Below are 22849 nucleotides of genomic sequence, written 5' to 3'. Positions count from 1 at the left end.
CACCCAACAGGTGCGCCTCCACCCGCTGGCCCTTGCGCCCTCGCCGCAGCACCACCGCGGTGGCGTCCAGGTGCGCCAGCGTCATGGGCCTCGCGGTGCCGCCCACCCGCCCCCAGTCATGCACCGCCGACAGCGCCAGCGTGTACCGCCCCGGGACAGGGGGCCGGCCGAAGAGGACGTGCTGCACGTCCAGGGCTACCTCCGCCCCCGCCAGGCGCGCGCTCAAGACGTCCGAAGCGAAGGCCTCCGCGTACACCGGCCCCAACGTGCCCGTCGCGATGACGCCGGCCGGGTGGTAGTCGGGGTTGACGCGGTTGCCGTAGCGCCGCACCAAGTGCCCGGACAGCAGGGAGTAGCCCTCCATCATCCCCAGCCACACCGAGTCGGGCGTGTCCCCTCCCACCATGAAGAGGCGCACCACCTGCCCCCAGTCGGACAGCGTGTCCCAGTCCTCCCGCCTCACGAGGCCCGCGCCTTCCCCTCCGCCCCACAGCCGCAGCCGTACCGGCGCCCCGAGAATGAGGCGGAACGACTCGCCCCTCCCCAAGGCCACCATCGGCTCCACCTGCACGAAGCCTTCGTCGGTGCCTGCGCCCCTCCGCGGCAGCAACGTCCAGGTCGCCGCGTCCATGCGCAGCAGGTTCGTCATCGGAGATGCCGAGTCGGACGTCGCGGACGCAGAGGACTCCTCCTCGGGCTGAGCCTCTCCCGCTTCCTCCTCGCCGGAAGACTTGTCGGAGATGGCCTCCTCCAGCCTTCGAACGGTGGCGTCGAAGTCCTCTGGGGTGACGGCCTCCTGCGCCCCTCCGGCCCCGGGCAACAGCAGCAGCAAGACGACGGCCCAACTCCCATGCATGCCCATCGACGCCTCCGTGGCGGGCCCCAGCAGGGGCGCTCAGCACAGAGGTTCCCTGCTCAGTCCGACAGGTCGGCAAACCGGGCGGGGAAGTTGACTGCAAGAGTCACAGGCGACCCGGCCCGGTGGGAGTATCGACAGACGTGCCAAGCCGGACAGCGAGGTCCTCGCACACCTGCACGTCACCGCCACCCGGGAAGCCGTCTGGACAGCCCCCCGCACTGGCACGGAGAGGCGGCACAGCACCTCGACCTCGTGCCAGGGTGGGCACGTCCGGCGCTACTCCTCCGCTGGCGGAGGCGGCGCTGTCGGTGCGTCCGGAGGCGGTGGGCGTGCGGGTGGCGAAGACTCTCCTGGAGGTGATGAAGGACGCGGGGCACCCGCCGCCGGCAGTGGACTTCGGGCTGGCCATGCTGGCGCAGGCGCTGGGACTGCCACCGGGCGCGGGGGCCACGCTGTTCGCGATGGGGAGCGCGGCGGGCTGGGTGGAACACGTGCTGGAGCAGCGCGAGCAGGGACACCTGCTGCGTCCGCACGCCCGCTACGTTGAGCCCGCTCCCACTCCGAGGGGCACCGTCTCTGAATGAGCCCGCAGCGCGATGAATGCTCACCGGTAGGGATGACCCCATGAATGTTGGCGCCATCCCTACCAGGGAGTTTGCTTGCTATGGGTCGACGGTGAAGGGAACGACGACCAAGTTGTTCTCCTCATTCGTCTCGGGGAGCGAGCCGTTTCTATCCACCGACAGGATGAGGTTGTAGACACCGGGCGTCAGCGTCGCCGGTAGCGTGACGGTCCTGGTGAGGGAATAGCTCGCCCCCGGCTCCAGAGCCGTCCTGCGTGACTCGTTCGCGAGCGACGTATCCCCCGTGCAGCAGGTCTCATCCTTGGAGAGGTAGACGTAATCCGACCAGCTCGGATGCGCAACAACATCCACTGAGCCATTGCTCACGCTCCATGCCAGACTGATGGAGGAGCCCGCCCGTGCCGAGGGCGGAGCCGACAATTCCCCTGGAACGAGGTCCGCAGCGCGAAGACTGATGGGCAGCGCCGTCCATGTGTTGTTCTCCTCATTCGGCTCGTGAAGCACACCGTTGCGGTCTACTCGAAGGAGGAGGAAGTAGTTCCCAGCAGGCACGCTCGGCAGGACCGCGGACTCCGTGATGGTATAACTCGCCCCAGGCGCCAGCGCGCTCGTGCGAACCTCGCTCATCACCGACGTATCCCCGCTGTCATATCTCTCGTCCGTAGAGAGGTAGACGTAGTCGTACCAGTTCGGGTACGCGACCTCCGTGCCCGCATTGGTGACCGTCCACGTAAAGGACACGGACTCCTGAGCCTCGGCCACCGAGGGTCCACTGAACGCGGTGGCCGCCAGATCTGGGTTCGTCACGGTGATGGGCAGCGCGGTCCAAGTGTTGTTCGTCTCTTCCGATTCGTAGAGGGCACCGTAATGGTCGACCCGGAGGAGCAGAAAGTAGTTCCCTGCAGGAACGTTTGGCAGTGTCGCGGTATTGGCGACGGTGTAGCTCGCTCCCGGTGCCAGCCCACCCGAGTGCTGCCAGCTCGTCACGTTGACGTCTCCACCACCGAACGTCTGGTCAGTGGAGAGGTAGACGAAGTCGGACCAGGACCGATACGCGTTGGCCGTGCCCGCATTCGTGACCGTCCAACTGATGGGCGCCCGCTGCTGGACCGCAGCCTCCGACGGTCCGCTGAACGCGGTGATGGCCAAGTCAGGATTCGTCACGGTGATGGGCAGCGCGGCCCACCCATTGTTCCCGTCGTCCCTCTCCACCACGACGGAGGTGCTGTCGACGCGCAGGAGCAAGAAGTAATCGCCAGCAGGCACTCCTGGCAGATCTACCGACTTCGTGACGGTATAGCTGCCCCCCGGCGCGAGCAGCGTACTCCGTGACGCATCCAGCACCAGCGCGTCGTTGCTGCTGGGGTAGATGTCGCGCGACAGATATATGGCGTCGCGCCATGATGGCGTGGCATCCACCGAGCCCTGGTTCGTGACGGTCCAGGACAAGGAAACCGTCTGCCGTGTCGCCGCTGCGGCAGGCCCGATGAAGGCAATGGGAGCCAAGTCTGCGGCTACCATCGAAGCCGGGGGCCGCACACAAACCACGCGCTGGTACTTCGTCGTCTCGTCATACGAATGGCCACCATCGCCCAGGTAGATGCTCTGAACGAGGGTGCCAGATGTGCTGTAGGCAGACGCGCTCCAGAAGTACTCCGCTGTCTCGAAATCGAAGTACTTCTTCGCCAGGGCACTGCCGCTCACGCGGTGGATTTCCGTCACGGCAGGCAGGCGCCAGTCACTGAATCCCCCCTCCACCAGCGAGTGACAGTGGTTATCTAGCGAGGCGTCCGAAACGCCCGGGACAATTCCACCGGCGTAGTCATTCGTGCGTGCTCCATCGTCCGCGTCCGGCTGCGCATTGCCTGCCAACTCGGCGCCCCACACTGCGTCGTGCCACGTCTTCACCGGTACCGAAGGCCGGCTCCACACGAGCCCCCCAGCGCGCGTATCCATGCAGCCTCCGCATCCCGTCACGAAGAGCTGCTCGCCATCGGCAGGCACTCGACACGCATGCTCCGCAGGTGGAGGCCCGCTCCTCACGCAGACCACTCGGTGGGACTCGGTCGCCTTGATGCCATAGTGCCCCCCTCCCAAGAGATGGATCAGTACAGCGTAAGAGGCGCTCCAGTTCGTTGAGGTCCAGGCATACTCTGAGACAGCGTGGGGAAAGTAGGTCCCGGCCATGGAGGCACTCGTCACCCTAGCCAGTTCCTTATCCGAGGGCAGACGCCAATCGCTGAAGCCGCCCTGCGTCAACTCATGGCAATAGGCTGCGGCCGACGCGTCCGGCCCCGCCGAGATAGGATAACCCCCCGAGTAGTCATTGACCCGGCCGTAGTCCTGCGCATCCGGAACGGCGCTGCCCGGAACGCTCGAGTCCCAGACGGCATCGTGCCAGTTGCTGTGAAATGGGATGACGGCGAAGACCAACCCGCTGGCGATGTCCTCGCAGCCTCCGTTCGCTGTCCGCATCAGCGGCGCATCCGAGCCGTACACCGGCCGGCAACCATAGCTCCACGAAGGAGCCGGCTCCGGGATGGTGGGCAGGTCAATAACAATCTCCGCGTTCATCAGCGGCAGCTCCAGCTTGCCCGACCCCGGCTCCACCAGTGGCGCTGTGGGGGTCGGATTTCCAGGCGCATAGACCTTCACGTCCCGGTTTGTCAGCACGTACGAGCGCGACTGCGGCGACATGCCCGGCGAGGCGTACAGGTTCAGCGTAACACCCCACAGACGCAACACGCGCAACGAGACTGCGTTCCCCTCGTAGTGGTTCGTCCTGAGGCGAAATGACTGAAGGTCAGTGAGCCCCCCATGACTCAGCGCCGAGGTGAGCGGAACAGTGACATTCGTCCAGTCCTCACCGGTCAGCGTCACCCAGTGATAGCCCAGCTTGTGGACATTGCCCTCCGCGTCGAGCCCCTCCACGTCCACACGGATGCGTCCATGTTTGTACGCGGTAACGGAGGCATCCATTGCAAACTGGACGCTCTCCACGGAGCGCCGCACAGGCTGGCCGGAGCCCTCGGCCACAACCACCTGGGTGGTTGTCTCCCCCACCAGCCCAGACGTGTTGGTGATTCGCGCCGTCACCGTGTAGGTGCCGGCAGCCTCGAACGTATGCATCCACGCGTGAGTGGACGGCTCAGACACGCCATAGACGCGGCCCTCCACAAGACCATCACCCCAGTCGAGCTGCACGGCATAGGTGCCGTCAGCATTGTAGTTCGCGCTCGGGTCATACACCGAGGGCACAAGCGTCACGCTGGCCCCCGAGGTGCTCACCGCCACACTGAGCGACGCTGCAGCACAGATGGCCGCCCCACCCACCCAGCCAGCGGGACAATTGGGCTCGGTCTCCCCCTGGAGGGGAGCCGCGAGCAGCAAATACTCACCCGGGTAGGCTTGGCGGAGCATGTCTACACCGAATTCTCCCACGCAACTCTCCAGCACGGCTTCTGGATCCGAAACGTTGGCCAGATAGGCTGTCTTCTCCGGCTCCGTCCAGTGGCGCGACGCGATGGCGTTCCACCGGGACTGGACGTTCGGGATGCCCGAGAGCACGCGCTGGATGGCGAGCGTAGTGAGCCCGCGCAGGTAGCGGGCCTCGGGAACGTTGTCGCTCTCATGGTAGGCGTCGTTCAGCGGGTAGCCCGGTGGAAACTCGTCCGGCTTCGAGAAGGGGGCTCCCGTGAGGATGACCTCCCGGTGCGGACAGGTTCCGACAAAGCCGACGTAGTCCACGAAGTCCCCCGGCTGCTGCCGGATGAGCGCATCCGCACCATCCTCAATGGCGGCGGCCAGCATCACTCCGAACTGATTGAAGCGCCAGTCGCCGGAGCCTGACCGCTCAATCACAGGGCTGGAGCACTGGGGGAGGTAGTCACAGAAGCAGCCCGAGCCCTCTTCAGGTTCGAGGCACGGTCCATAGGACTCCGCAGAGGTGTAGTAGGGATTCCCCTCGCAGTTGATGGGCGCTTCTGAGTTGAAGGCGCTGTGACAGGACGTATCTGTGGCTGGCTCGTACTTGCAGCATTTGAGCGTCGCTCCCCCCAGGCACAGTTCGCCATATGGAATTCCGATATCCAACGAAAGCATATCACTCATCTGCCAATCCAACACCATGCAGAGACCACTCCAGACCATATCCTTTGCCGAACAGCCAGGCTTGTTGAAGCCCTGGCTCGCGCACCGGTTGTAGTCTTTGACGTAGTCACTCAAGTCCTTCGCCTTACCCACCCAGTCGCGGATACGCGATAGGGATGCCAGACCACTCCGCTCCAGGCTCACAGGATGGGGCTTGAGCTGCGAGGAGGAGTCGCGAGCGTGAGGTGCGGACTCAGGGGCCTCGGGAACAGGGGTGTCCGTCGTCGGCAGACAACCGGACACCCAAAGGAGGACTGCAAGGAGGAAGTTCGTCCGGCAGAGCCGTTGCCTGGAAATGACCATGATTGCCTTTGAGTCCTCACTTCGAACCAAATTCAAGACACAAGCAACATGGCACATCAAACCACACCCAAACATCAATTACCACCCAGGAGATGCTGATGGCGACCTCCCTTAGATCCGGTCTCGAAATTGCTCGAGGCAACCCGTTGAAATCTGATCAGTTTTCTGCCGGAGCTCGACACTCCGCAACAGATGAGATCGAACCCAGAGCTTGGACCTGACGGACGCTCGCCCCCTCTGGAACGGCATTCTGTCGGTGCTGCGCACCGGGGCGCAATGGAGCGAGCTGGCCAGGAAGTATCCGCCCTACCAGACGTGCCACCGGTGGTTTCAAAGCTGGGTGAAGGACGGCACCTTCCGCAAGGTGCTGCGAGAGCTGGCCAGCGACCTGAAGGAGCGCGGCGGCTTCGACCTGGAAGATGGCTTCGCGGACGCGTCCTTCTTGGGCACGAAAAAAGGGGGCCCTGCGTCGGAAAGACGAAGCGCGGGAAGGAGACCAAGGTCGTGGCAGCTATCGACAGCACTGGTCTTCCTCTCTCTATTGGCATCGCAAGCGCTTCGCCCCACGAGGTCAAAGTCATCGAGGCCGCGTTCGACGAAGGGCTCCTTGATGAACTCCCAGAGCGGCCCATCGGAGGCAATGCCTACGACAGCGACAAACTCGATGAGCGGCTCGGGGACGAGCGCGGCGTGAAACTGATTGCTCCACACCGCTGTTGGCGGTCATCGCGGAGCGCGGGATTCTGGTCATCGGTAGGCGCGCGTACCGAGTCGAGGCAAAGCAAGACTGGGCTTGCCCCGATTTGGCACTCCCGCACTTTGTGTGACGCGTGGCACAGGGCGGATTCACGAAAGGTGCTGTTCAGGTGCGCGGACTCCGAGGGAGCGAGCCTGTCGTCGTCAAAGACGGTAGAGAGTCCGGCTTGAAATCCGGGCTTCCCAGGGAGATTGGCGCCAATGGCGCCCTGCTGCGTCTGACTGCTCTTCCGAGTGAGATCACACAAAGTGATGGAGAGCCGCCAAATCGGGGCAAGCCCAAGGAGCGTTAGCCGCGAATGAGCGCCACCCGGGCCCCACCCACTCCCGTCGGTGGGGGCCAGGCCCGCTCACATCCCTGGGACGGTTACTCGGAACGCCCTCAGAGTCATCTCCAGGTCCCCTCGCGCCGCATCGTCAGGAGGGAGGGCACTTTCGGGCCGGGTCATGAAGGATTCCACGCCCTCCAGGACGGCACGGCACAGCTCGAGGGACTCCACCTCGCCCAACGACACCGTGCCGCACTGGATGGCGATGTGGCCCTTCTTTCCCTGCTTGAAGCTCAGGCTGAACGACGAGTCAGCCCCCACGAAGAGGTGCTCCTTCGCGCCGCCTGCCACCAGCGCCTGGAGCCCCTCGAGCAGCCCCACGAACGAAATGGCGAGCATCATGGACTGGTCCGGGGACCTGCCCTTGGAGGTGCAGGTCCCCGTATTGCTCGTGAAGGTCATGTGCCCCAGGTCGAAGCCCGAGCGGTCGGTGGCCTGCGCATCGTGCCATTCACACTCCAGTCGGAACATGTCAGGTGCCTCAAGGGGGTGGCCGGCGGGGTGCCGGCGGAAGTGGGGACATCGTCGCAGCCAAAGTACCTGATGGGGCGCAGGCCGCTTGGAGTTGCCCCCATCAAATCGGACTGCTCAGGGGGTGAGAGTTGACAGCACGGAGCTCGCGGGGTGACTTCATCTTCAGCCCGCGGTGCGGGCGGCAGCGGTTGTCGTCGTCGAACCAGACGGGTAGTTGGGCGAGGACGTGTGCGGCCGAGTCCAGTTCGTTGACGTAGACGTAGTCGCGTTTGAAGGTCTTCACGAAGGACTCGGCCATGCCGTTGCGCTGGGGCGAGGAGACGGGCGTGGTGCACACCCGCAACGCCTACACCAGTCGAGTCAGCTCCTCGACCTGACGCTCGAGCTCCGCGATGCCCACATCCTTGGGGTCGACCTCGGCCACGACAGGCCGTCTCCCATGTCCCACGCAGCGTCAACGAGCGACAAGCCTCCCGTCGGCTGATGGCCTGCTCCTGCTTCAACTGCTCCCTGAACGCTTACTTGCGGAGCGCCCAAATCCTTTCTCAATCCTTGTCCACTCGGGCCTTCGCCGCGACCGGCCGGATGCTGAACGGCACGTCGACGTAGGAGTCGATGGTGTTCAGCAACCGGGCCATGAGCGTCGGCCGCTCTCCCCGAGCCATGGCCAGCCGCATCTGGGCCTGGTGCCAGGCCGTGACGTAGCGGAGCTTTGGCGGGGTGAGGTGGATTCCCCGACGCATCGAGCCCTTCAGGAGCCTCCACGTGAGCCGCTGTCCCGGCCCCCAAGGCAGCCTGTACGCCTCGCGCCAGCGCTCCGGGAGGAGGCCAGCGGTGAGCACCTCATCGAACTGTCCCTGGGTGAACGGCGAATTGAAGAGCAGGCCCGCCAGCTCAAGCGCCGTGTCTCCCACGCGCAGCCGCTCCCCCGCCAACTCTGCGTTGTACCACTCGTAGAAGGCCTCGAGCGTGGGCGGCACCTGCTCCGGCGGGATCCCGAAGCACGCCGCGGCGCGCAGCGTCTCCTGATAGTAGCGGCGCTTCTCCTCGACGCTGAGCGGCCGCACGAAGGTGTCGAAGATCAGCATGGCGGTGTCGATGAGGGTGGCGTGCACCCAACGCAGCAGCGATGGGTCGTTCGCGCGATAGGTGCCGGAGCCCCGCGGGCCGGGGCCGTCCGGAAGTGCGCCGTAGACACGGCTGTGCACGCTGTGGATCCGCTTCGCGGCGCCCGTCGCTTCCGAGAGGCCACCAAACGTGAGCTGGTACATCGCCGTATAGGTGCGTCGTGCACGGCCGAGCAGGTCATTCCGGAAGTTGCTGTTCTGGGAGATACCGTAGGCCACTGCCGGATGGGCGAGCTGCAGCAGGATGGCGCGCAGTCCGCCGAGGAGGACCACCGGCTCGCGATAGAGCACCCAGGTCACGCTGTCGGGGCCGTAAACGCCCTCGACCTCGCCTGGCGCGTGCTCTCGCATGTAGTCAAGACACCTGCGGAAACGCTCGCGGTCCTGGTTGAGCTGCTGCGCCACTTCCGGCGGAGGCGGCCACCGCCTCGGGTTCGTATGCGTATTCATGAGTCTATCCCCATCATGCTGGTCACACTCTTGGATGCATGCGCCACGACGGCTCGCTCGTATGGGCAAAGGGTCTTGCCGATGGTGGAGTGAGTCTCTCGTGGCGTTTCAGCCTCTGGCCTCCGTGCAGAGCCTCTCGCTTGACCTGGAGATACGCGGAGAGACGCTGATGGCGAAGCTTGAGTCAGCAGATGCCAGACCCCGGGTGTTGCCGCAAGCCCCCCCGGTCGTGCTCCACCATCACCCGTTTCGCTCCAAGAGCGGGAGGGCCGAGTGATGCACACGGACGTGGTGACACAGCACGCGGTGGTGATTGCGGGAGGGGGCCCGACTGGGCTGATGCTGGCGGCGGAGCTGGCGTTGGCGCAGGTGGACGTGGCCATCGTCGAGCGGCGCGCCAGTCAGGAACTCCTCGGCTCGCGCTCGCGCGGCCTGCACGCGCGCAGCCTGGAGGTGCTCGCTCAGCGAGGGGTCGTCGAGCGCTTCGTCTCGCAAGGGCAAGCGGTCCAGAACGTCGCGTTCGGGCAGACGCCTCTGGACCTCAGCGACTTCCCGACGCGTCACAACCATGGGCTCGCGCTCTCGCAGGAGCGCTTCGAGCGCATCCTGGCGGAGTGGGTGGGCGAGCTGGCGGTGCCCATCTACCGCGGGTGCGAGGTGACGGGCTTCGCGCAGGACGACACCGGCGTCGACGTCGCGCTGTCCGACGGCCGTGCGCTCCGGGCGAAGTACCTCGTCGGGTGCGACGGGGGTCGCAGCCTCATCCGCAAGGCGGCGGGCATCGAGTTCCCGGGGTGGGACGCGTCCATCAGCTACCTCATCGCCGAGGTCGAGCTGACCGGAGCACCCACGTTCGGCATCCGCCGGGACGAGAAGGGCACCTACGCCATGGGCCCGCTGGAGGGCGGGCGCGTGGGCGTCGTGCTGAGAGAGGAGCGGGTCGGCACGGGCGACGCGCCGACCCTGGAGGGGCTGCGCGAGGGGCTCGTCGCGCTCTACGGGACGGACTACGGCCTGCGCGGCGCCACGTCCCTCTCGCGGTTCACCGACATGACGCGGCAGGCGGCGTCCTACCGCGAGCGGCGGGTGCTCCTGGCCGGCGACGCGGCCCACGTGCACTCGCCGATGGGCGGACAGGGGCTCAACCTTGGCGTGCAGGACGCCGTGAACCTGGGATGGAAGCTGGCCCAGGTCGTGCGCGGCGTCTCGCCGGAGGACCTGCTCGACACGTACCAGGCCGAGCGGCACCCCGTCGCGGCCCGTGCGCTGCGCAAGACGATGGCGCAGACCGCGCTGAGCCGCGGTGACGCGCGGATGGACGCCGTGCGCGAAACGCTGGCGGAGCTGCTGCGGATGGACGGGCCACGCAAGCAGTACGCGGCGATGATGTCGGGGCTGGACGTCCACTACGACCTGGGCAATGGACACCCGCTGCTCGGGCGCCGCGTGCCGGACCTCGACCTGGTCACCGCCGACGGCCCGCGGCGCGTGTTCCACCTGTTGCACGACGCGCGGCCCGTGCTGCTCAACCTGGGCGAGCCCGGCACGCTCGACGTCACGCCCTGGGCGGACCGGGTTCGGCGGGTCGCTGCTCGCTACACGGGGGAGTGGGAGCTCCCGGTGCTCGACGCGGTCACCGCGCCCGTTGCGGTGCTGATTCGACCGGACGGACACGTCGCGTGGGTCGGAGAGGGCACGGACCAGGGGCTGCGTGAAGCGCTGACCCGGTGGTTCGGTCCGCCGCGTGCGACGTAGCGCGTTGCGCCTGCCACTGCGGGCAAGCGATTCCCTGCTGCCACCACGGTGGCAACAGGGTGGCAAAGGCTCGGCGCGGCGTGGTTCATGGATGTCATCCCGAAGCCGTATGCGCTCGTGTTCGGAGTCATCGTGGATTGCCCTGATGGCCGCGCAACTGCTGGCAGCGCCAGAATGTCTTGAGCAGGATTGACACTCGAATACCCTGCCGTTCTTATTCAAGGATGCTCGTCATCCGACACGCGCAGCTGGAGGCCCTTGACGCACCAGCTCAAGAGCACTTCATCGAGGAACTCCTCAGCGCCCTCCCCGAGGTCTTCCCCGGGGATGCGCGGGTCCTCGAGCGTCAACCGATGCGCGCGCTCATCAAGGATGGCATTGCCCGCGCGAGCCGCCTCGGGCTCATGGGAGGCGGTGAGGTCTCCCGCTACGTCTTCCTGCTGCACGAGCTGGGCCCCGGCTTCGAGGACGCGGCCAGGACGCGTTGGATGGGCCGCCTCCTGCGCGACCCCGACCTCCCGCCCTCCGTGCGGATGGATGCTGTCTATGCGCGGCTGGAGGCCTCCTCCGGCAAGGGCAAGGGGCTCCCGTGAACTTCGAGGCCGCCAAACGTGTGGCGCAGCAGGCCGCGAAGCGGTTCCTGGGGCAGGCGGTCATGCCCTGCCCCTTCATGAACACGGGGCTGCTGCTCATCGTGTACCGGGAGGATGACGGCGAGGGCATCCAGGGCGCGGCCGGAGCCATCTCAGGGATTGGGCGGATGTACACGGAGGAGCGGGTCGGCAAGAAAAAGCCGCCCCGCTACCGCCGCTCCGACGTCCGCATCGACCGGCAGGAGCGCACCGACGCGGATGGAATCGCCCGCTTCCTGCCCTGCAACCCAGGGGAGTACAACGTCACCGCCGTCGATCTGCCGGACCCGGAGGGTATCTTCGGGAAGCCCGCGGAGGAGCACCTGCGGGTCCCCGCGCAGACGTGCCCGGTGCTCGTGATTCCCGTGCCCGTCCTGGCCAGGCCCGAGGTCCTGCTGCGCCTCAAGCACGATGACGCCGGGGTGCCCGGCGTGCGCGTCCAGCTCGGCGACCTGGAGTTCGAGCAGCCCACCGACGGTGACGGACGCGCCCGGTGGCAGGGCGAGCCGCTGGAGCCCAACGCCTACGCCCTCACGCTCACCTTCGGCGACGACGCGCCACACCGGCTCTTCGACCCCGCGAAGCAGCTCCTGGATGCGGCCACCGTCGACCTCCCGCGCGGCGCGCACTGCTTCACCTTCTACGTGGAGCGGCTCTCGTGGCTCACGTTCGACGTGGTGCATGACGTGCCGGGCGCCGACCCCCAGCGGCTCGACCAGGCCCGGCTCACCGTCCAATGGCCAGAGGGCGCGGACCCGAAGTCCTTCGAGACCGCGGGCGAGCCCATGAAGATAGACGACATCCCCCAGGCCAGCGGCCCCGCGACGCGGTGCGAGGTGGTCTCACTCGAGCTCCCGGACGACGGCGAGCCCGAGGTGTACGAGTTCGTGGAAATGACCACGGCGTGAGGTGAGGCGGTCATGAGCAAGGTCTTCGATGCACGCGCCCCCAAGCATGAGCTCCCGCTCGGAAAGAAGACGCTCGGCGCGCTTCTGGACGAGCATGACCTCACGGGAAAGCTCGACGAGGTCGCCCTCTACAACTGGGGCACCCGCGTCCCGGCGGAGATCAACCGCGCGCTCGTCGAGCTCGTGGGGTGCGCCAAGGTGGACGCCGACCCGCTCCAGTCCGAGCTTGACCCGGACCTCGGCACGACGAAGGTCATCTACAAGCCCGTGCCGTGGCAGCCCGCGCCCGCGCTGAAGCTGGAGAAGGCGCACACCATCAAGGTCAAGCGCAGGCGCCCCGTCCCCGCCGTCTCCATCACCCAGCTCACCCGCTGGTTCAAGCCCGGCACGGACACCTGTGAGGTCGAGTATCAGCTCGAGGGCGTGTCGGCCCGCGCGAGCAAGGTCGACTTCGAGGTCCACGCGACGCGGTACTACGACGTCCGCCGCTCCGACCCCGTGGTGCTGACCCAGCCGAAGGAGTGGGTGGAGGTGCCCTGCGATACCCTGGACGAGCCGGGCACCACGCACCTCTTCCAGCGGCGGAGCTTCCAGGTGGTCGTGGACAAGCGCCCGCCCGCCGACGCCCAGCAGGCCCCTGACTGGCAGGGGAAGAGCGAAGCGACGAAGGGCGTCCTGCGGAAGGCGGGCGTGTCCGACGTCTACGTCGGCCCGGGCCCGGCCCCGTACAACGTGCTCGTCCGCTACTACCAGGACGACGCGGACGACAAGGCGCGGCTCCTCATCGAGCCGTGGAGCCCGCGCTGGAAGCACGAACCCACCGCGCCGCTCGACGACGCCTCCCTCATCGTCAAGTGGACGCTCGATGGAGACAACGACAAGCTCGTCCGCGGGCAGCTCAGCATCTGGGACAAGGACGACCAGCGCGTCTTCTTCGCGCCGCTCTCCGAGGACACGCTCCGGACACAGCGGCAGTACGACCTGCTGAACGACCCGCGCAAGCGGTGGGACCGGTCCGAAGTCGACCGCGCCAGGATGCCCTACCGCGTGCAGCTCCAAGCGCACAGCGGAGAGGACGAGGAGCTGGGGCTGGCCGTCGCGGTGATGCCCACGCTGGTGCGCGCGTTCAACTACCAGCAGGTGCAGTTCGTCGCGTTCAACGTCAAGCCGGGCACCCAGGCGGGCGCGTACCTCGGGGATGTCGACGACGACACCGACATCACCACGCGCTGCGACGCCATGAAGGAGGCCATCCAGCTCGCCGCGCCGAACGTCGTCCCCTCGGAGGACGTCCTCAAGGTCTTCATGGCGCCCGAGTTCTATTTCCGCGGACAGAAGGGCGGCTACCCCGTCGACAAGCTCTCATCCATCGTCCACACGATGCGAGAGGAGACGGACAAGGTCGACTACGCCGACTGGCTCTTCGTCTTCGGCACCGCCATCGGATACCTGCCGCACGGCGAGCCGGGCGGCCCGCGGCTCGCCCACAAGGACCCCGTGAAGCACGCGGTGACAATCTCCGAAGTCGACGAGACGGGCGCCGACACCGTGCTCACCGTCACCGGCGCGGCGACGAAGCCAGACCCGGCGTGGGAGGTCGAGCAGGGCCTCGTCACGGCGGCCATCCAGGCCGTCGTGGATGACGGGCTCAACCAATACAAGCTCACGCTCCAAGGCAAGCCCGCCCTGATTCCGGCGCCGGCGGTGCTCGCCCAGCCCCGGGTGTGGATTGAGTCGAGCGACCCGACACCTCCCAAGACGAAGCTGGTCGTCGCCTCCAGGGTCTGCGATTGGATTCAGAACAACGTCGCCCCCACGGCGCGCTGGAGCATCACGGACGCGGCGGGCACCGATGACGACATCGAGACCTGCACACAGCTCGCGCCGGGGCGATACGAGCTCACGCTCGCGGGCAACAAGCTGTTCGTCGCGGGCAAGGCGGAGCTCCTCGAGCCGCAGGCCACGGAGGTGTTCAACGTGGCCCTCCTGCAGAAGGGCTGGCCAGCGCCCCACGTCGGTGAACGCGGGCTGAAGAGCGCCCTGGTCGACAAGGAGAACATCTCCTGGATCGACTTCCTCGGGCCGAACTTCGCCAACGCCAACTTCAACACCGTGGACGGGAGCGGCCGACTCATCCAGGTTCACAACGACCCCAACCGCCTTGCCCTGCCTACGAGCGGCTCCCGGGACACGCTGGGGGCCAGACCCAACGTGAACACGGAGGTCACCGCCTCCGGGCTCGGAGGGGGCTCCGTGGTGACCATCGACGGCATCACCTTCGGCATCGAGGTGTGCCTCGACCACAACATAAGCAGGCTCCACGACTTCTACACGAACCGCGCGGTGAAAGACGAGCCGAAGGTCCAGGTCCACCTCATCCCCTCGTGGGGCAGCTCCATTGGCGGCGGCGCGGTGTGCGCCCCCGCTCCCAATGGCCCCGTCCTCAACGTCGACGGCGCGAGGTGTGACTCGACGGCGCGCATCCACGATGGACAGCTCTACTGCGATGACCATCCCGACAATCAATCCGGTGTCGCGGGATACTGTCAGCGGGCCACCGAGACACGGTGGTGCGGGACCTGCGGCGCGACCCGGTCGGCGACGGGCGCCTGCTCACGGTGCGCGAACCCGGTGACGACCTATCACAAGTGCGCGCACCCGAAGCTCCAGCTCCACTGGGTGTGCCAGGCCTGCTCGGGCGCGAGCCCCTGTTTGACCCACCCCTTGGCGCCAGCCGTTCCCAGGCCGGTGGTCGTCTGCGCGAACACCGCCTGCAACCAGCTCCACTGGGGCGCTCCGGCGGCCCCCGGGTGCGGCACCTGTGGTGGAGCGCCGACCGCGGCCCAGCACGTCTCCGTGTGCGGCATCTGCGGAGCGCTCGCTCCGTGCATCAATCACGCGGGCCCCTACCCCCTCTGGCTCCGGAGCACGTGCGCCCTGGGGCATGCACCGTCGTGGACCCCCGTCCCCCTGGTGAACCTCGCGTGCGGCTGCGGCTGGAACCAGCCGCCCGCGCTCTGCGAACACATGTACGCCACGCCAGGGCCCTGTCCGCAGCACCCCACGCTCGCCCCTCAACCCTGGCGCTGCCTGGAGCCCTTCGCGCCCATCGGCGCGCTCATCACCGTCGCGAGCGGCCCCACGCCCGTCCCCCTCAGCGAAAACGTCAACTACTTCGAGGAGAAGGGGCACGTGGTCGTCTACAACGCCACCCCAATCCCCCCGGTGGACTTCGTGCCCTGAGCGACGGCCCACCGGCGCCAGGCTACGGCGCGGGCATCCAGGTCAGCCCCAGGTTCCTGGCGCTGCCCGCGTTCACGTCCTGGATATCTCCGCCGTCAGCCAGATTGGCGCTCCGGAGCGCGGTCCCCAGCCAATCCGCCCAATACAGCCGCCCGGCCGTGACATCGATGGCAATCCCATGCACGGTGGTCTGGTTGGCCACCAGGGGGGTGACGCTGGAGCCGTCCAGGTTGGCGACATAGATGCTGTTGCCGCGGGTCGAGTAGTACAGCTTCCCTCCGCTCGAATCGACCGCCAGGCCCACGCCCAATCCGCCCAGGTTTGAAGCGACGGTCTCCAGGTTGGTGCCATCCAGGTTGAAGCGCACGAGCCGGGTGTTGTTGTAGGTAATGACATAGGCCTTGTCGTTCGGGACATCGAACGCGATGGCAGACGGGCTGTCGATGCCTCCGACGATCTGCGTGGGATTGCTGCCATCCAGCTCGGCGCGCATGACCCGGCTTCCGTTGAAGTCGGACCAGTACAGCTTGCGGTTCGTCGAATCGACCGCCAGCCCGCTGGGGTAGCCTCCGTTCGCCACGACATCGACCGGGTTCGCCCCATCACTGTCCGCTCGAACGATTGCGCTGTCGCGCGTGTAGAAGAGGGTCCGGGTGACCGGGTCGGTTGCGACGGAAGAGGCCCCGCTGATGCCCGTCGCGAGCTCAATGGCATTCGTGCCGTTCACGTCAACCCTCCACAGCGAACCGGAGGCAGTCATCCAGTAGAGGCTCGCCAGGCGGGTGACGTCGACCGTGAAGGCGATGGAGGTGGTGTCGGCGCCATCACTCACCGAGAGGGTGATGGTGGTGGAGCCGCTGGCGCTGGCGGCGGGGACAACGGAGAGGGTGCGGCTGGAGCCGGAGCCCCCGAGGACGAGGTTGCTGGGGTCGTTGGGCACCAGCTCCGTGTTGGAGGACGTGGCGGTGACCGTGAGGCCGTCAGCGGCGGTCTCCACGTCGCCCACGGTGAAGGCCAGGTCGCCCGTCGAGCTGCCCGCGGGGATGCGCTGGTCGGCCACCGCGGAGAGCGTGGGCGCGTCATTCACTGGGGTGATGGTGAGGATCACCGTGGCCTGGGCGCTTTGGCCCTGGCCGTCAGTGGCGCGGAAGATGAGCGCATCTTCGCCATGGTAGTCGGCGCCGGGGGTGTAGGTGAGGACGCCATTGGCGCTGACCTCACTCAACGTTCCATGGTCCGGCGCATCGACGATGGTGAAGGTGAGCGCCCCGTTGCCGCTGGCCGACAGGCTCACCTCGAGGGGCGTGTCTTCCACCGTCTCAAGGGTGACGTCGCGGGCCACCGGCGGCGAGGCGGGCGGCGGGTCGCTGTCGCCACAAGCGCCGAGGGTGCTGGCGGCCAGCCCCATCACCAAACCGGCGCGCAATGCGGCGGCGGGCGCGATGAGCCATCTTGAGAGTCGATTTGACATGAACGTTCCTCGTGGGAGCCCGACATGGGCGCTGTCAACATGGTGTGCTGGGTTGTGGGGTCAACTTTTCGTGCGAAGTGGCGCTGGGGCCATGCCAGGCGTTGCTGAGCACGGTGGCTGCTTCGGCAATGTCAGCTCGACGGCTGACGGGAACGGCGCCCTCCTGTCCTCCCTCAACCCCAGACGTCACGCTGCCTGTCCTGACACAGCGCCCCAACGCCCTCCGCACGGCATCGGCGGAGAGACAGCGTCGGTCCTCTTGACAGAGAGGCCATCTCTTGTCGCCGACTTGACGACGAAGTTTCAGGCCCAGGTCGTAGCGTGCCGCCGGATTCTGTGACGCGCTCGCGGCACATCCGCCATCGCGACTGCGGCTATATGCCCCTTCACCAACGACCGGAGCCGGGCATGCCACCCCGCTGACCCCACCGCCCGTCATCAATACTGGCGGGCTCACGAGAGGGATTGTCCGCGGCAGGTAATTCATTGAATGTCGACCACCCCATGCCGGCACTCGTCGACGGAGGCCCCGCCGCCTGGCGCGAGGCCAACCGGCAGCTGCTGGCCCAGTGGTGCTTCGAGGAAATGCGCCAAGCCAACCCGCATGGCGAGGGGAAGCCGCGCGTCGACCTGGGCAGCGGCACCTCGTACGTGTTCGCCGCGCGGCCGGGCGCCTTCGGCTGGATGAAGGTGGACCCCGCCTCCATCACCCGCAGCGCCACGGGCATGCTGGGCAACAGCATCGCCGACCGCGCCTGTGCCACGCGCTGCACCCCAACGCCACCCTGCCAACCCGCTCGCCCACGGCTGACGCGCACGGCCCTCCTCCGTGCCCGACTGGGCGGGGGAGCCCCTCCTCGGGGCGGACGGCCTCAGAAGTCCGCCGTCACCTTGAAGGTCAGCGCCCGGCCGGGGCGCTGGACGCCGAAGAAGTCGTAGGCGCGGGCGTTGGTGAGGTTGAACACCTCCAGCGTCCCGCCCAGCGCGGGCGAGCCCTCCCGCTGGTAGGACAGCGCCACCGAGTGGATGAGCTGCGCGTCCACGTCCTGCTTGTACTCCCGCAGGCCCTGGCTCTCCCAGCCCCGGTAGAAGCCGTGCACGTAGCGCGAGGTGAAGCTGAGCGCCGCGGCGTCGCTGGCCTGCAGGAGCGCGCGGCGCTGCAAGCGGGCGGAGGCGTTGGCGAAGAGCCAGGGGCGGTTGGGGATGCGGTCGCCCTTGAAGGCCTCGAAGGCCCCGCCGCCGCCCGCGTTGCGGAAGTCCTGCCAGGTGGCGTTGGCGTCCAGCGCCAGCCAGTCACCGGGGCTGGTCCACCCGGCGGCGGCCTCCACGCCCACCGAGCGCGCCGCGTACACGTTCTGGTAGCTCAAGGAGGCGTCGTTGCCCAGGAGCACGATGAGCTGGTCGGCGAAGCGGGCGAAGCCGCCCACGCTCCCGCGGAAGCGCCCGGCCCCGGTGCGCCAGTCATCCAGGGAGAGCTCCAGGTTGGCGTTGTGGCTCAGCTCGGGCCGCAGCCCCAGGTTCGACAGCACCAGCACGCCGTCTCCGAACAGCTCATCCGGGCCGGGCAGGCGCGTTGCGAACTCATACGACGCCTTCGCCAGCAGCCCGTACGGGAGGAACAGGCGCAGGCTGTCGCCCACGCCCAGCCGCTCGTTGGCCTGGTCATTGCGCCGGAAGACGCTGCCCGGGAGCACCTCCTCCGAGTTCGAGCGCATGACGTAGCCCTTCACGAAGGCCACGTTCTTGAGCCGGCCGTCGCTCACCGCCAGCTCGTGCTCCAGCCCGCCCACCAGCGTGAGCAGGTCCCGCTGCGCGCTGAGTGGGTCCCTCTGGTCCGTGCCCACCTTGAGCCGGTCCTGCCCCTGCCGCGTCACGAAGGTGGGCGACAGCGAGAGGCGGAAGCGCTGGGCCTGGGACACCTCGTAGTCCGCGTGAATGCGGGCCAGCACGCTGTGCTGCCAGAGCACCTGGTCCGCGGGGGTGAGGCCCAGCTCGCCCGGCTGACGCCGCTCCACGCCCGGGTCGCCGTACCAGTCGTAGACGACCTGCGCCAGGTCCCGGAAGTTCGTGTCGCGCCGGCTGTAGCCGCCCACCGCGTCCAGGCGCAGCTTGCCACCCAGCAGCCCGCCCTGGGCCCACGTCGCCAGGGCCCCGTGGCTCGACTCGCCGCTGCGGGCCTCGCCGTAGGGCACCGTCATCACGACGTTGTGCTGCAATTCCTTGCGGGAGCGCGTGCCGAACACGCGGAGGCTGAGCCGCTCCGCGTAGGGCTGCTGGGCCACGCCGACCTCCAGGCCGGCGCCCCCCGCGACGAAGCCGTCATGGAAGCGGGGCACGCGCACGTCCCGCAGCCGCCCGCGTTCGTCGGCCACCTGCACGTCCACGGTGTAGTCGTTCCGCGCCAGGTCGCCGAAGGCGTGCCCCTTCACGAAGAGCCCGCTGGCGCCTAGCGTGTACTGCCCCGACACGGCGCCCCGGTACGTCCCGAAGGAGCCAGCCTGCAGGGAGACGGAGGTCCCGCTGGGCTCATCCCCATCCGACGACACCAGGTTGACCGCGCCGCCCAGCGCATCCGCGCCGAAGCGCACCGGCACCACGCCCCGGTAGACCTCCACGCGCTTCAGGAGGTTGACGGGCACGTTGGCGAGCCCCAGCCCAAAGCCCGCCAGGTCCAGCGGCACGCCGTCCAGGAAGAAGCGGACCTGCTCGCCAGAGAAGCCATTGAGCGAGAAGCGACTCGCGGAGCCCAGGCCGCCGTTGCGCTGCACGCTGACGCCGCTGTTGCGGCTGAGCACCTCGCCCAGGTCCGCCGTCTGCTGGCGGGCCTGCTTGAGCTCCACCACCCGGACGGCCTCTGCCGACAGGAGGCGCTCCTCGCCCTTGCTGAGCTGCCGGCCCGTCACCTCGATGGTCGTCTCCAGGCTGACGCTCTCGCCGAGCACCGCGTCCACCTCGGTGCGCTGCCCCGCGGCCACCTGGACGCGGTAGGCCTGCGGCTCGCAGCCAGGGACATAGGCGTGCAGCTCGTAGACACCCGGCCCAAGCCCCGTCACCTGGAAGCGACGCCGCGCGTCCACGCGAGGCGTCCGGGTGCCTCCGTCTGGCGCCAGCAACAGCACCTCGGCCTGCGCCAGGTCACCGCCCTCGCACGCGGACACCTGCCCCCCGATGTCCCCCGTCACCGGCCGCGCCTCCGCCGCGGGCGCTGGCGCGGCCTCCCGCGCCGCGGCCGGCGCCGCCACGCTCAGGGCCAGCATGCCCAGGGCACGCCACCCCGAATGACGGCGAAGGAGGAGCCACGCACGAGCGGGGGCGTCGACGGGGAGAGACATGAGGCCCTGCATGAGTCGAGTGAGAGGTGAGGCGCGCGACGGGGGCGAGGACATTCACCTGCCCTCGTGCGCCGGTATCGACAGCGGCAGCCGGGCATCCCGAGGGTCGCGCGGAGCGATGCGCCCGATGGCCCAGGCCGACACCAGGAACAGCGCGCCCAGCACGGCCAGCGCCACGTCCGCGCAGAACACATAGGGCGAGCCGGCCGGGTCGAACACGTGCCGCGCGTTGAGCCAGGCGTCCAGCCAAGGCAGCAGGACCAGGATGCCGCCAGAGACGGCCAGCAACTGCTGCGCCCAGCCCCGCGCGCGCGGGTACACGAGCGCCCCCAGCACGCAGGCGCACCAGCTCCCGAAGAAGATGCCGTGCTCCCACTGCACCCGGCGCGGCAGCGCGTCCGGCAGCAACTGGTTGGCCAGGAAGATTGCGGCGAGCGAGAGCGCGGCGCCACCGCAGCCCCCGGCCGTGACGCGCGCCAGGAGGACATCCACGCGGCGCATGCTCCGCGCGCGCCGCTCCAGCCACACCAGGTTGCCCGTCACGACACACAGCGCGCTGAAGATGCCCAGCAGCGCATAGGCCAGCCGCAGGCCCATGCCCGCGTAGAGCCCGGAGTGGAGCACGTAAGCCGCCTCGAGCAGCCGGGCCGTGGCCCCGGGCCCGCCAGCGTCGCGAACGTGCAGCAGCTCGCCCTGGCGGGACACGCGCACGGTCGTGAACTCGTGGAGCCCCTGGCGGGCGTGTCCACGCACGTCGACATAGGCCGACGCGTCCCCCACGTTGCGCATGGAGAAGCGGTAGTGGCTCACCTCCGGCAGCGCCGCGCGGGCCTGGGCCAGCACCGTGGCCACCTGGGGCGCCTCGGCGCGCTGCCCGGCGGCCTTGCCACCCCGGGGATAGCCGAGCGTCGCCAGCCCCGCCTCCAGGTTGCCGTCGAAGGCCGTTCGCACCACCACCGGCTGGAGCACCGCGGCGTTGATGCAGATGATGGCCGCCGTCCAGGCCATGACCGCCTGGAAGGGCAGGCCGATGCTGCCGAGCACCTTGTGCAGGTCGCCCCACATCGTGCGCAGCGCCTCGTGGGGGCGGAAGCGCACCAGCTCCCTGCGGAAGCGGCCCACCTGAATGACCAGCCCCGTGCCCACCACCAGCAGCAGCACGATGGCCACCAGGCCCGAAATCAACATGCCGCCCGGCAGCGGGTAGAGGAAGTGCGCCAGGAACAGGAAGTAGCCCAGGTCACTGCGCTCCGGCGCATGCTCCCCCGAGCCCGGGTTGAGCCACACGGCGCTCCGCGCGCCGCCCTGCTCCCGCCACTCCAGCCGGAGCCATGGCGAGTGGGGCGCGGGCAGGTCCACATCCAGGTGGGCGGCCCCGCCCCTGGCCACATGCGCGTCCAGCCACGCCTGGAGCGTGGCCAGCGTCCGCGCCTCGTCGGCGGCCACGGGCGCCCTCAAGCGCGGCTCCTGCCAGGGCATCAGCTCGTGGCGGAACAGGGACACCGCCCCGAGCAGGAACATGCCTACCAGCAGCACGGAGGCCACGGCGCCCGCCCACGCATGCGCCTCCCAGAGGAGGCGATACGTCTCGGACTTGAGCCTCATGAAAATGACCTCCAGAGGACGAGCAGCGCCGCCGCGCTCGTCACCCCGATGCCCGCCCACGCGCGGGCCTCCGTCCGCGACAGGAGCGCGGCGCAGGGCGCGACCGCCATCAACGGGATGACGGCGATGCAGGCCACGAGGTAGCGAACGTCCGACGAGGCGAGCACGACCGCGGGCAGCGCCAGGGAGACGAGCAGCGCCGCCAGCGGCGCGCCAAGCACGGCCGCCAGCAGCCAGGTCACCCCAGGGCGACGGCGCGCCCCCGCGCTCACGAAGCCCGCTCCAAGTAGTACGCCTTCGTGTCGCTCACGAAGAGCACCGCCTGGGCGCCCATCGCGCGGACCCCCAGGTTCGGGAACGAAAGGCTCGCCCCCGGCACCAGCGCGCCGTCACGCACCTCATAGCGAGTAATGGTGGGCGACTCGCCCGCGCCAATGGCGAAGAAGCCCACGCCCCTGGCGGCGTACAGCCGGGGACGGCCCGGCACCTCCAGCGAGCGCGCGTAGTCCAGCGTGCGCGCCTCCGCCAGGGACTCCACCAGGCTGAAGTAGTTCACCCGGTTGCGTTCGTCTCCACGGCGGAGTGGACCAGGTACAGCGACCCCTCCTCCGGCGTCTCCTCTGGCGCGGCGGCGCGTCATCAGCACAGGCGCCCAGGACGAGCGCGGCGCTGGCCACCAGCCCCCGGAAGAAGCTGCCCTTGGTCGACCTCAGTACTCCGCCACGCATCGTGTCCTCTCCCCACGCAGGCCCCGTCAGCCAGCGCGCCGTCCGGATTTCCGCCATCCAGCTACGATATGAAATTGAAATTCACTCTCAAAATCATAATGACCAGAGGGAGTGGCCCGCACCCCAACAGGACTCAAGACACTG

The 22849-nt window shown here is 68.1% G+C and carries 15 protein-coding genes and 2 pseudogenes; 7 read left to right on the top strand and 10 right to left on the bottom strand.

Going from position 1 to position 22849, the window contains the following annotated elements; all coding sequences use genetic code 11:
* Nucleotides 1–862: pseudogene (locus tag HV826_RS29860) on the bottom strand (hypothetical protein); the annotation flags it as partial.
* A 257-nt stretch (nucleotides 863–1119) separates the two neighbouring features.
* On the opposite strand from HV826_RS29860, the gene HV826_RS29855 reads away from it, so the two are divergent.
* On the top strand, nucleotides 1120–1443 hold the full coding sequence (locus HV826_RS29855) for a citrate/2-methylcitrate synthase (RefSeq protein ID WP_407938445.1): 324 nt from the start codon (nucleotides 1120–1122) through the stop codon (nucleotides 1441–1443).
* A gap of 78 nt (nucleotides 1444–1521) precedes the next feature.
* Here HV826_RS29855 and HV826_RS29850 read toward each other — a convergent pair whose 3' ends face one another.
* Complete coding sequence (locus HV826_RS29850) at nucleotides 1522–5667, bottom strand: CARDB domain-containing protein (RefSeq protein ID WP_176420463.1); 4146 nt, start codon at nucleotides 5665–5667, stop codon at nucleotides 1522–1524.
* Between the two features lie 439 nt (nucleotides 5668–6106).
* On the opposite strand from HV826_RS29850, the gene HV826_RS38155 reads away from it, so the two are divergent.
* Nucleotides 6107–6589 carry a transposase gene (locus HV826_RS38155; RefSeq protein WP_176420462.1) on the top strand — a complete coding sequence of 161 codons (483 nt, stop codon included), beginning with the start codon at nucleotides 6107–6109 and terminating at the stop codon, nucleotides 6587–6589.
* Between the two features lie 412 nt (nucleotides 6590–7001).
* On the opposite strand, the gene HV826_RS29840 is transcribed toward HV826_RS38155, so the two are convergent.
* The 3 genes and pseudogenes from HV826_RS29840 to HV826_RS29830 all read right to left on the bottom strand — a co-directional run bounded on the left by HV826_RS29840 (nucleotide 7002) and on the right by HV826_RS29830 (nucleotide 9031).
* Nucleotides 7002–7451, bottom strand: coding sequence for a hypothetical protein (locus HV826_RS29840; protein ID WP_176420461.1), 450 nt, complete (start codon nucleotides 7449–7451; stop codon nucleotides 7002–7004).
* A 103-nt stretch (nucleotides 7452–7554) separates the two neighbouring features.
* Nucleotides 7555–7791, bottom strand: a pseudogene (locus HV826_RS29835) (integrase core domain-containing protein); the annotation flags it as partial.
* A gap of 208 nt (nucleotides 7792–7999) precedes the next feature.
* Nucleotides 8000–9031, bottom strand: coding sequence for an oxygenase MpaB family protein (locus tag HV826_RS29830; RefSeq protein ID WP_176420460.1), 1032 nt, complete (start codon nucleotides 9029–9031; stop codon nucleotides 8000–8002).
* A 276-nt stretch (nucleotides 9032–9307) separates the two neighbouring features.
* On the opposite strand from HV826_RS29830, the gene HV826_RS29825 reads away from it, so the two are divergent.
* The 4 genes from HV826_RS29825 (at nucleotide 9308) to HV826_RS29810 (ending at nucleotide 15569) form a co-directional block, all read left to right on the top strand.
* Nucleotides 9308–10786: an FAD-dependent monooxygenase gene (locus HV826_RS29825; protein ID WP_176420466.1), complete on the top strand. Its 1479-nt coding sequence runs from the start codon at nucleotides 9308–9310 to the stop codon at nucleotides 10784–10786.
* A 224-nt stretch (nucleotides 10787–11010) separates the two neighbouring features.
* A complete protein-coding gene (locus HV826_RS29820; protein ID WP_176420459.1) occupies nucleotides 11011–11379 on the top strand; it encodes a hypothetical protein in 369 nt (122 codons plus the stop codon).
* Nucleotides 11376–12326 (top strand): hypothetical protein, encoded by a 951-nt coding sequence (locus HV826_RS29815; protein WP_176420458.1) that lies wholly within the window; start codon nucleotides 11376–11378, stop codon nucleotides 12324–12326. Before HV826_RS29820 ends, HV826_RS29815 begins: the two co-directional genes overlap by 4 nt.
* Nucleotides 12327–12338: 12 nt before the next feature.
* Nucleotides 12339–15569 (top strand): hypothetical protein, encoded by a 3231-nt coding sequence (locus tag HV826_RS29810; protein ID WP_176420457.1) that lies wholly within the window; start codon nucleotides 12339–12341, stop codon nucleotides 15567–15569.
* Nucleotides 15570–15591: 22 nt separating this feature from the next.
* Here the strand turns inward: HV826_RS29810 and HV826_RS29805 are convergent, their stop codons facing one another.
* Nucleotides 15592–17040 (bottom strand): Ig-like domain-containing protein, encoded by a 1449-nt coding sequence (locus tag HV826_RS29805; protein ID WP_176420456.1) that lies wholly within the window; start codon nucleotides 17038–17040, stop codon nucleotides 15592–15594.
* Between the two features lie 504 nt (nucleotides 17041–17544).
* Between HV826_RS29805 and HV826_RS29800 the strand changes: the two genes are divergently transcribed.
* The gene (locus tag HV826_RS29800) at nucleotides 17545–17979 is read left to right on the top strand and encodes a hypothetical protein (protein WP_176420455.1); all 435 of its coding nucleotides are present in this window, start codon (nucleotides 17545–17547) and stop codon (nucleotides 17977–17979) included.
* On the opposite strand, the gene mxcH is transcribed toward HV826_RS29800, so the two are convergent.
* From mxcH to HV826_RS37545, 4 genes are read right to left on the bottom strand one after another with little or no spacing between them, the layout of a single operon-like run.
* Nucleotides 17913–20372, bottom strand: a complete 2460-nt coding sequence (gene mxcH, locus HV826_RS29795; protein WP_255208141.1) for a TonB-dependent siderophore myxochelin receptor MxcH — start codon at nucleotides 20370–20372, stop codon at nucleotides 17913–17915. The genes HV826_RS29800 and mxcH overlap by 67 nt on opposite strands.
* 54 nt (nucleotides 20373–20426) lie before the next feature.
* Nucleotides 20427–21977, bottom strand: coding sequence for a PepSY domain-containing protein (locus tag HV826_RS29790; RefSeq protein WP_176420454.1), 1551 nt, complete (start codon nucleotides 21975–21977; stop codon nucleotides 20427–20429).
* The gene (locus HV826_RS29785) at nucleotides 21974–22249 is read right to left on the bottom strand and encodes a hypothetical protein (protein ID WP_368671022.1); all 276 of its coding nucleotides are present in this window, start codon (nucleotides 22247–22249) and stop codon (nucleotides 21974–21976) included. The genes HV826_RS29790 and HV826_RS29785 overlap by 4 nt, the downstream gene beginning before the upstream one ends.
* On the bottom strand, nucleotides 22246–22533 hold the full coding sequence (locus HV826_RS37545) for a hypothetical protein (protein ID WP_255217485.1): 288 nt from the start codon (nucleotides 22531–22533) through the stop codon (nucleotides 22246–22248). Before HV826_RS37545 ends, HV826_RS29785 begins: the two co-directional genes overlap by 4 nt.
* Nucleotides 22534–22849 lie beyond the last annotated feature (316 nt).

The sequence above is a fragment of the Myxococcus sp. AM010 genome (genome assembly GCF_013372585.1).
GTDB lineage: Bacteria > Myxococcota > Myxococcia > Myxococcales > Myxococcaceae > Myxococcus > Myxococcus vastator.
This window is presented reverse-complemented; position numbering and strand designations above follow the sequence as displayed.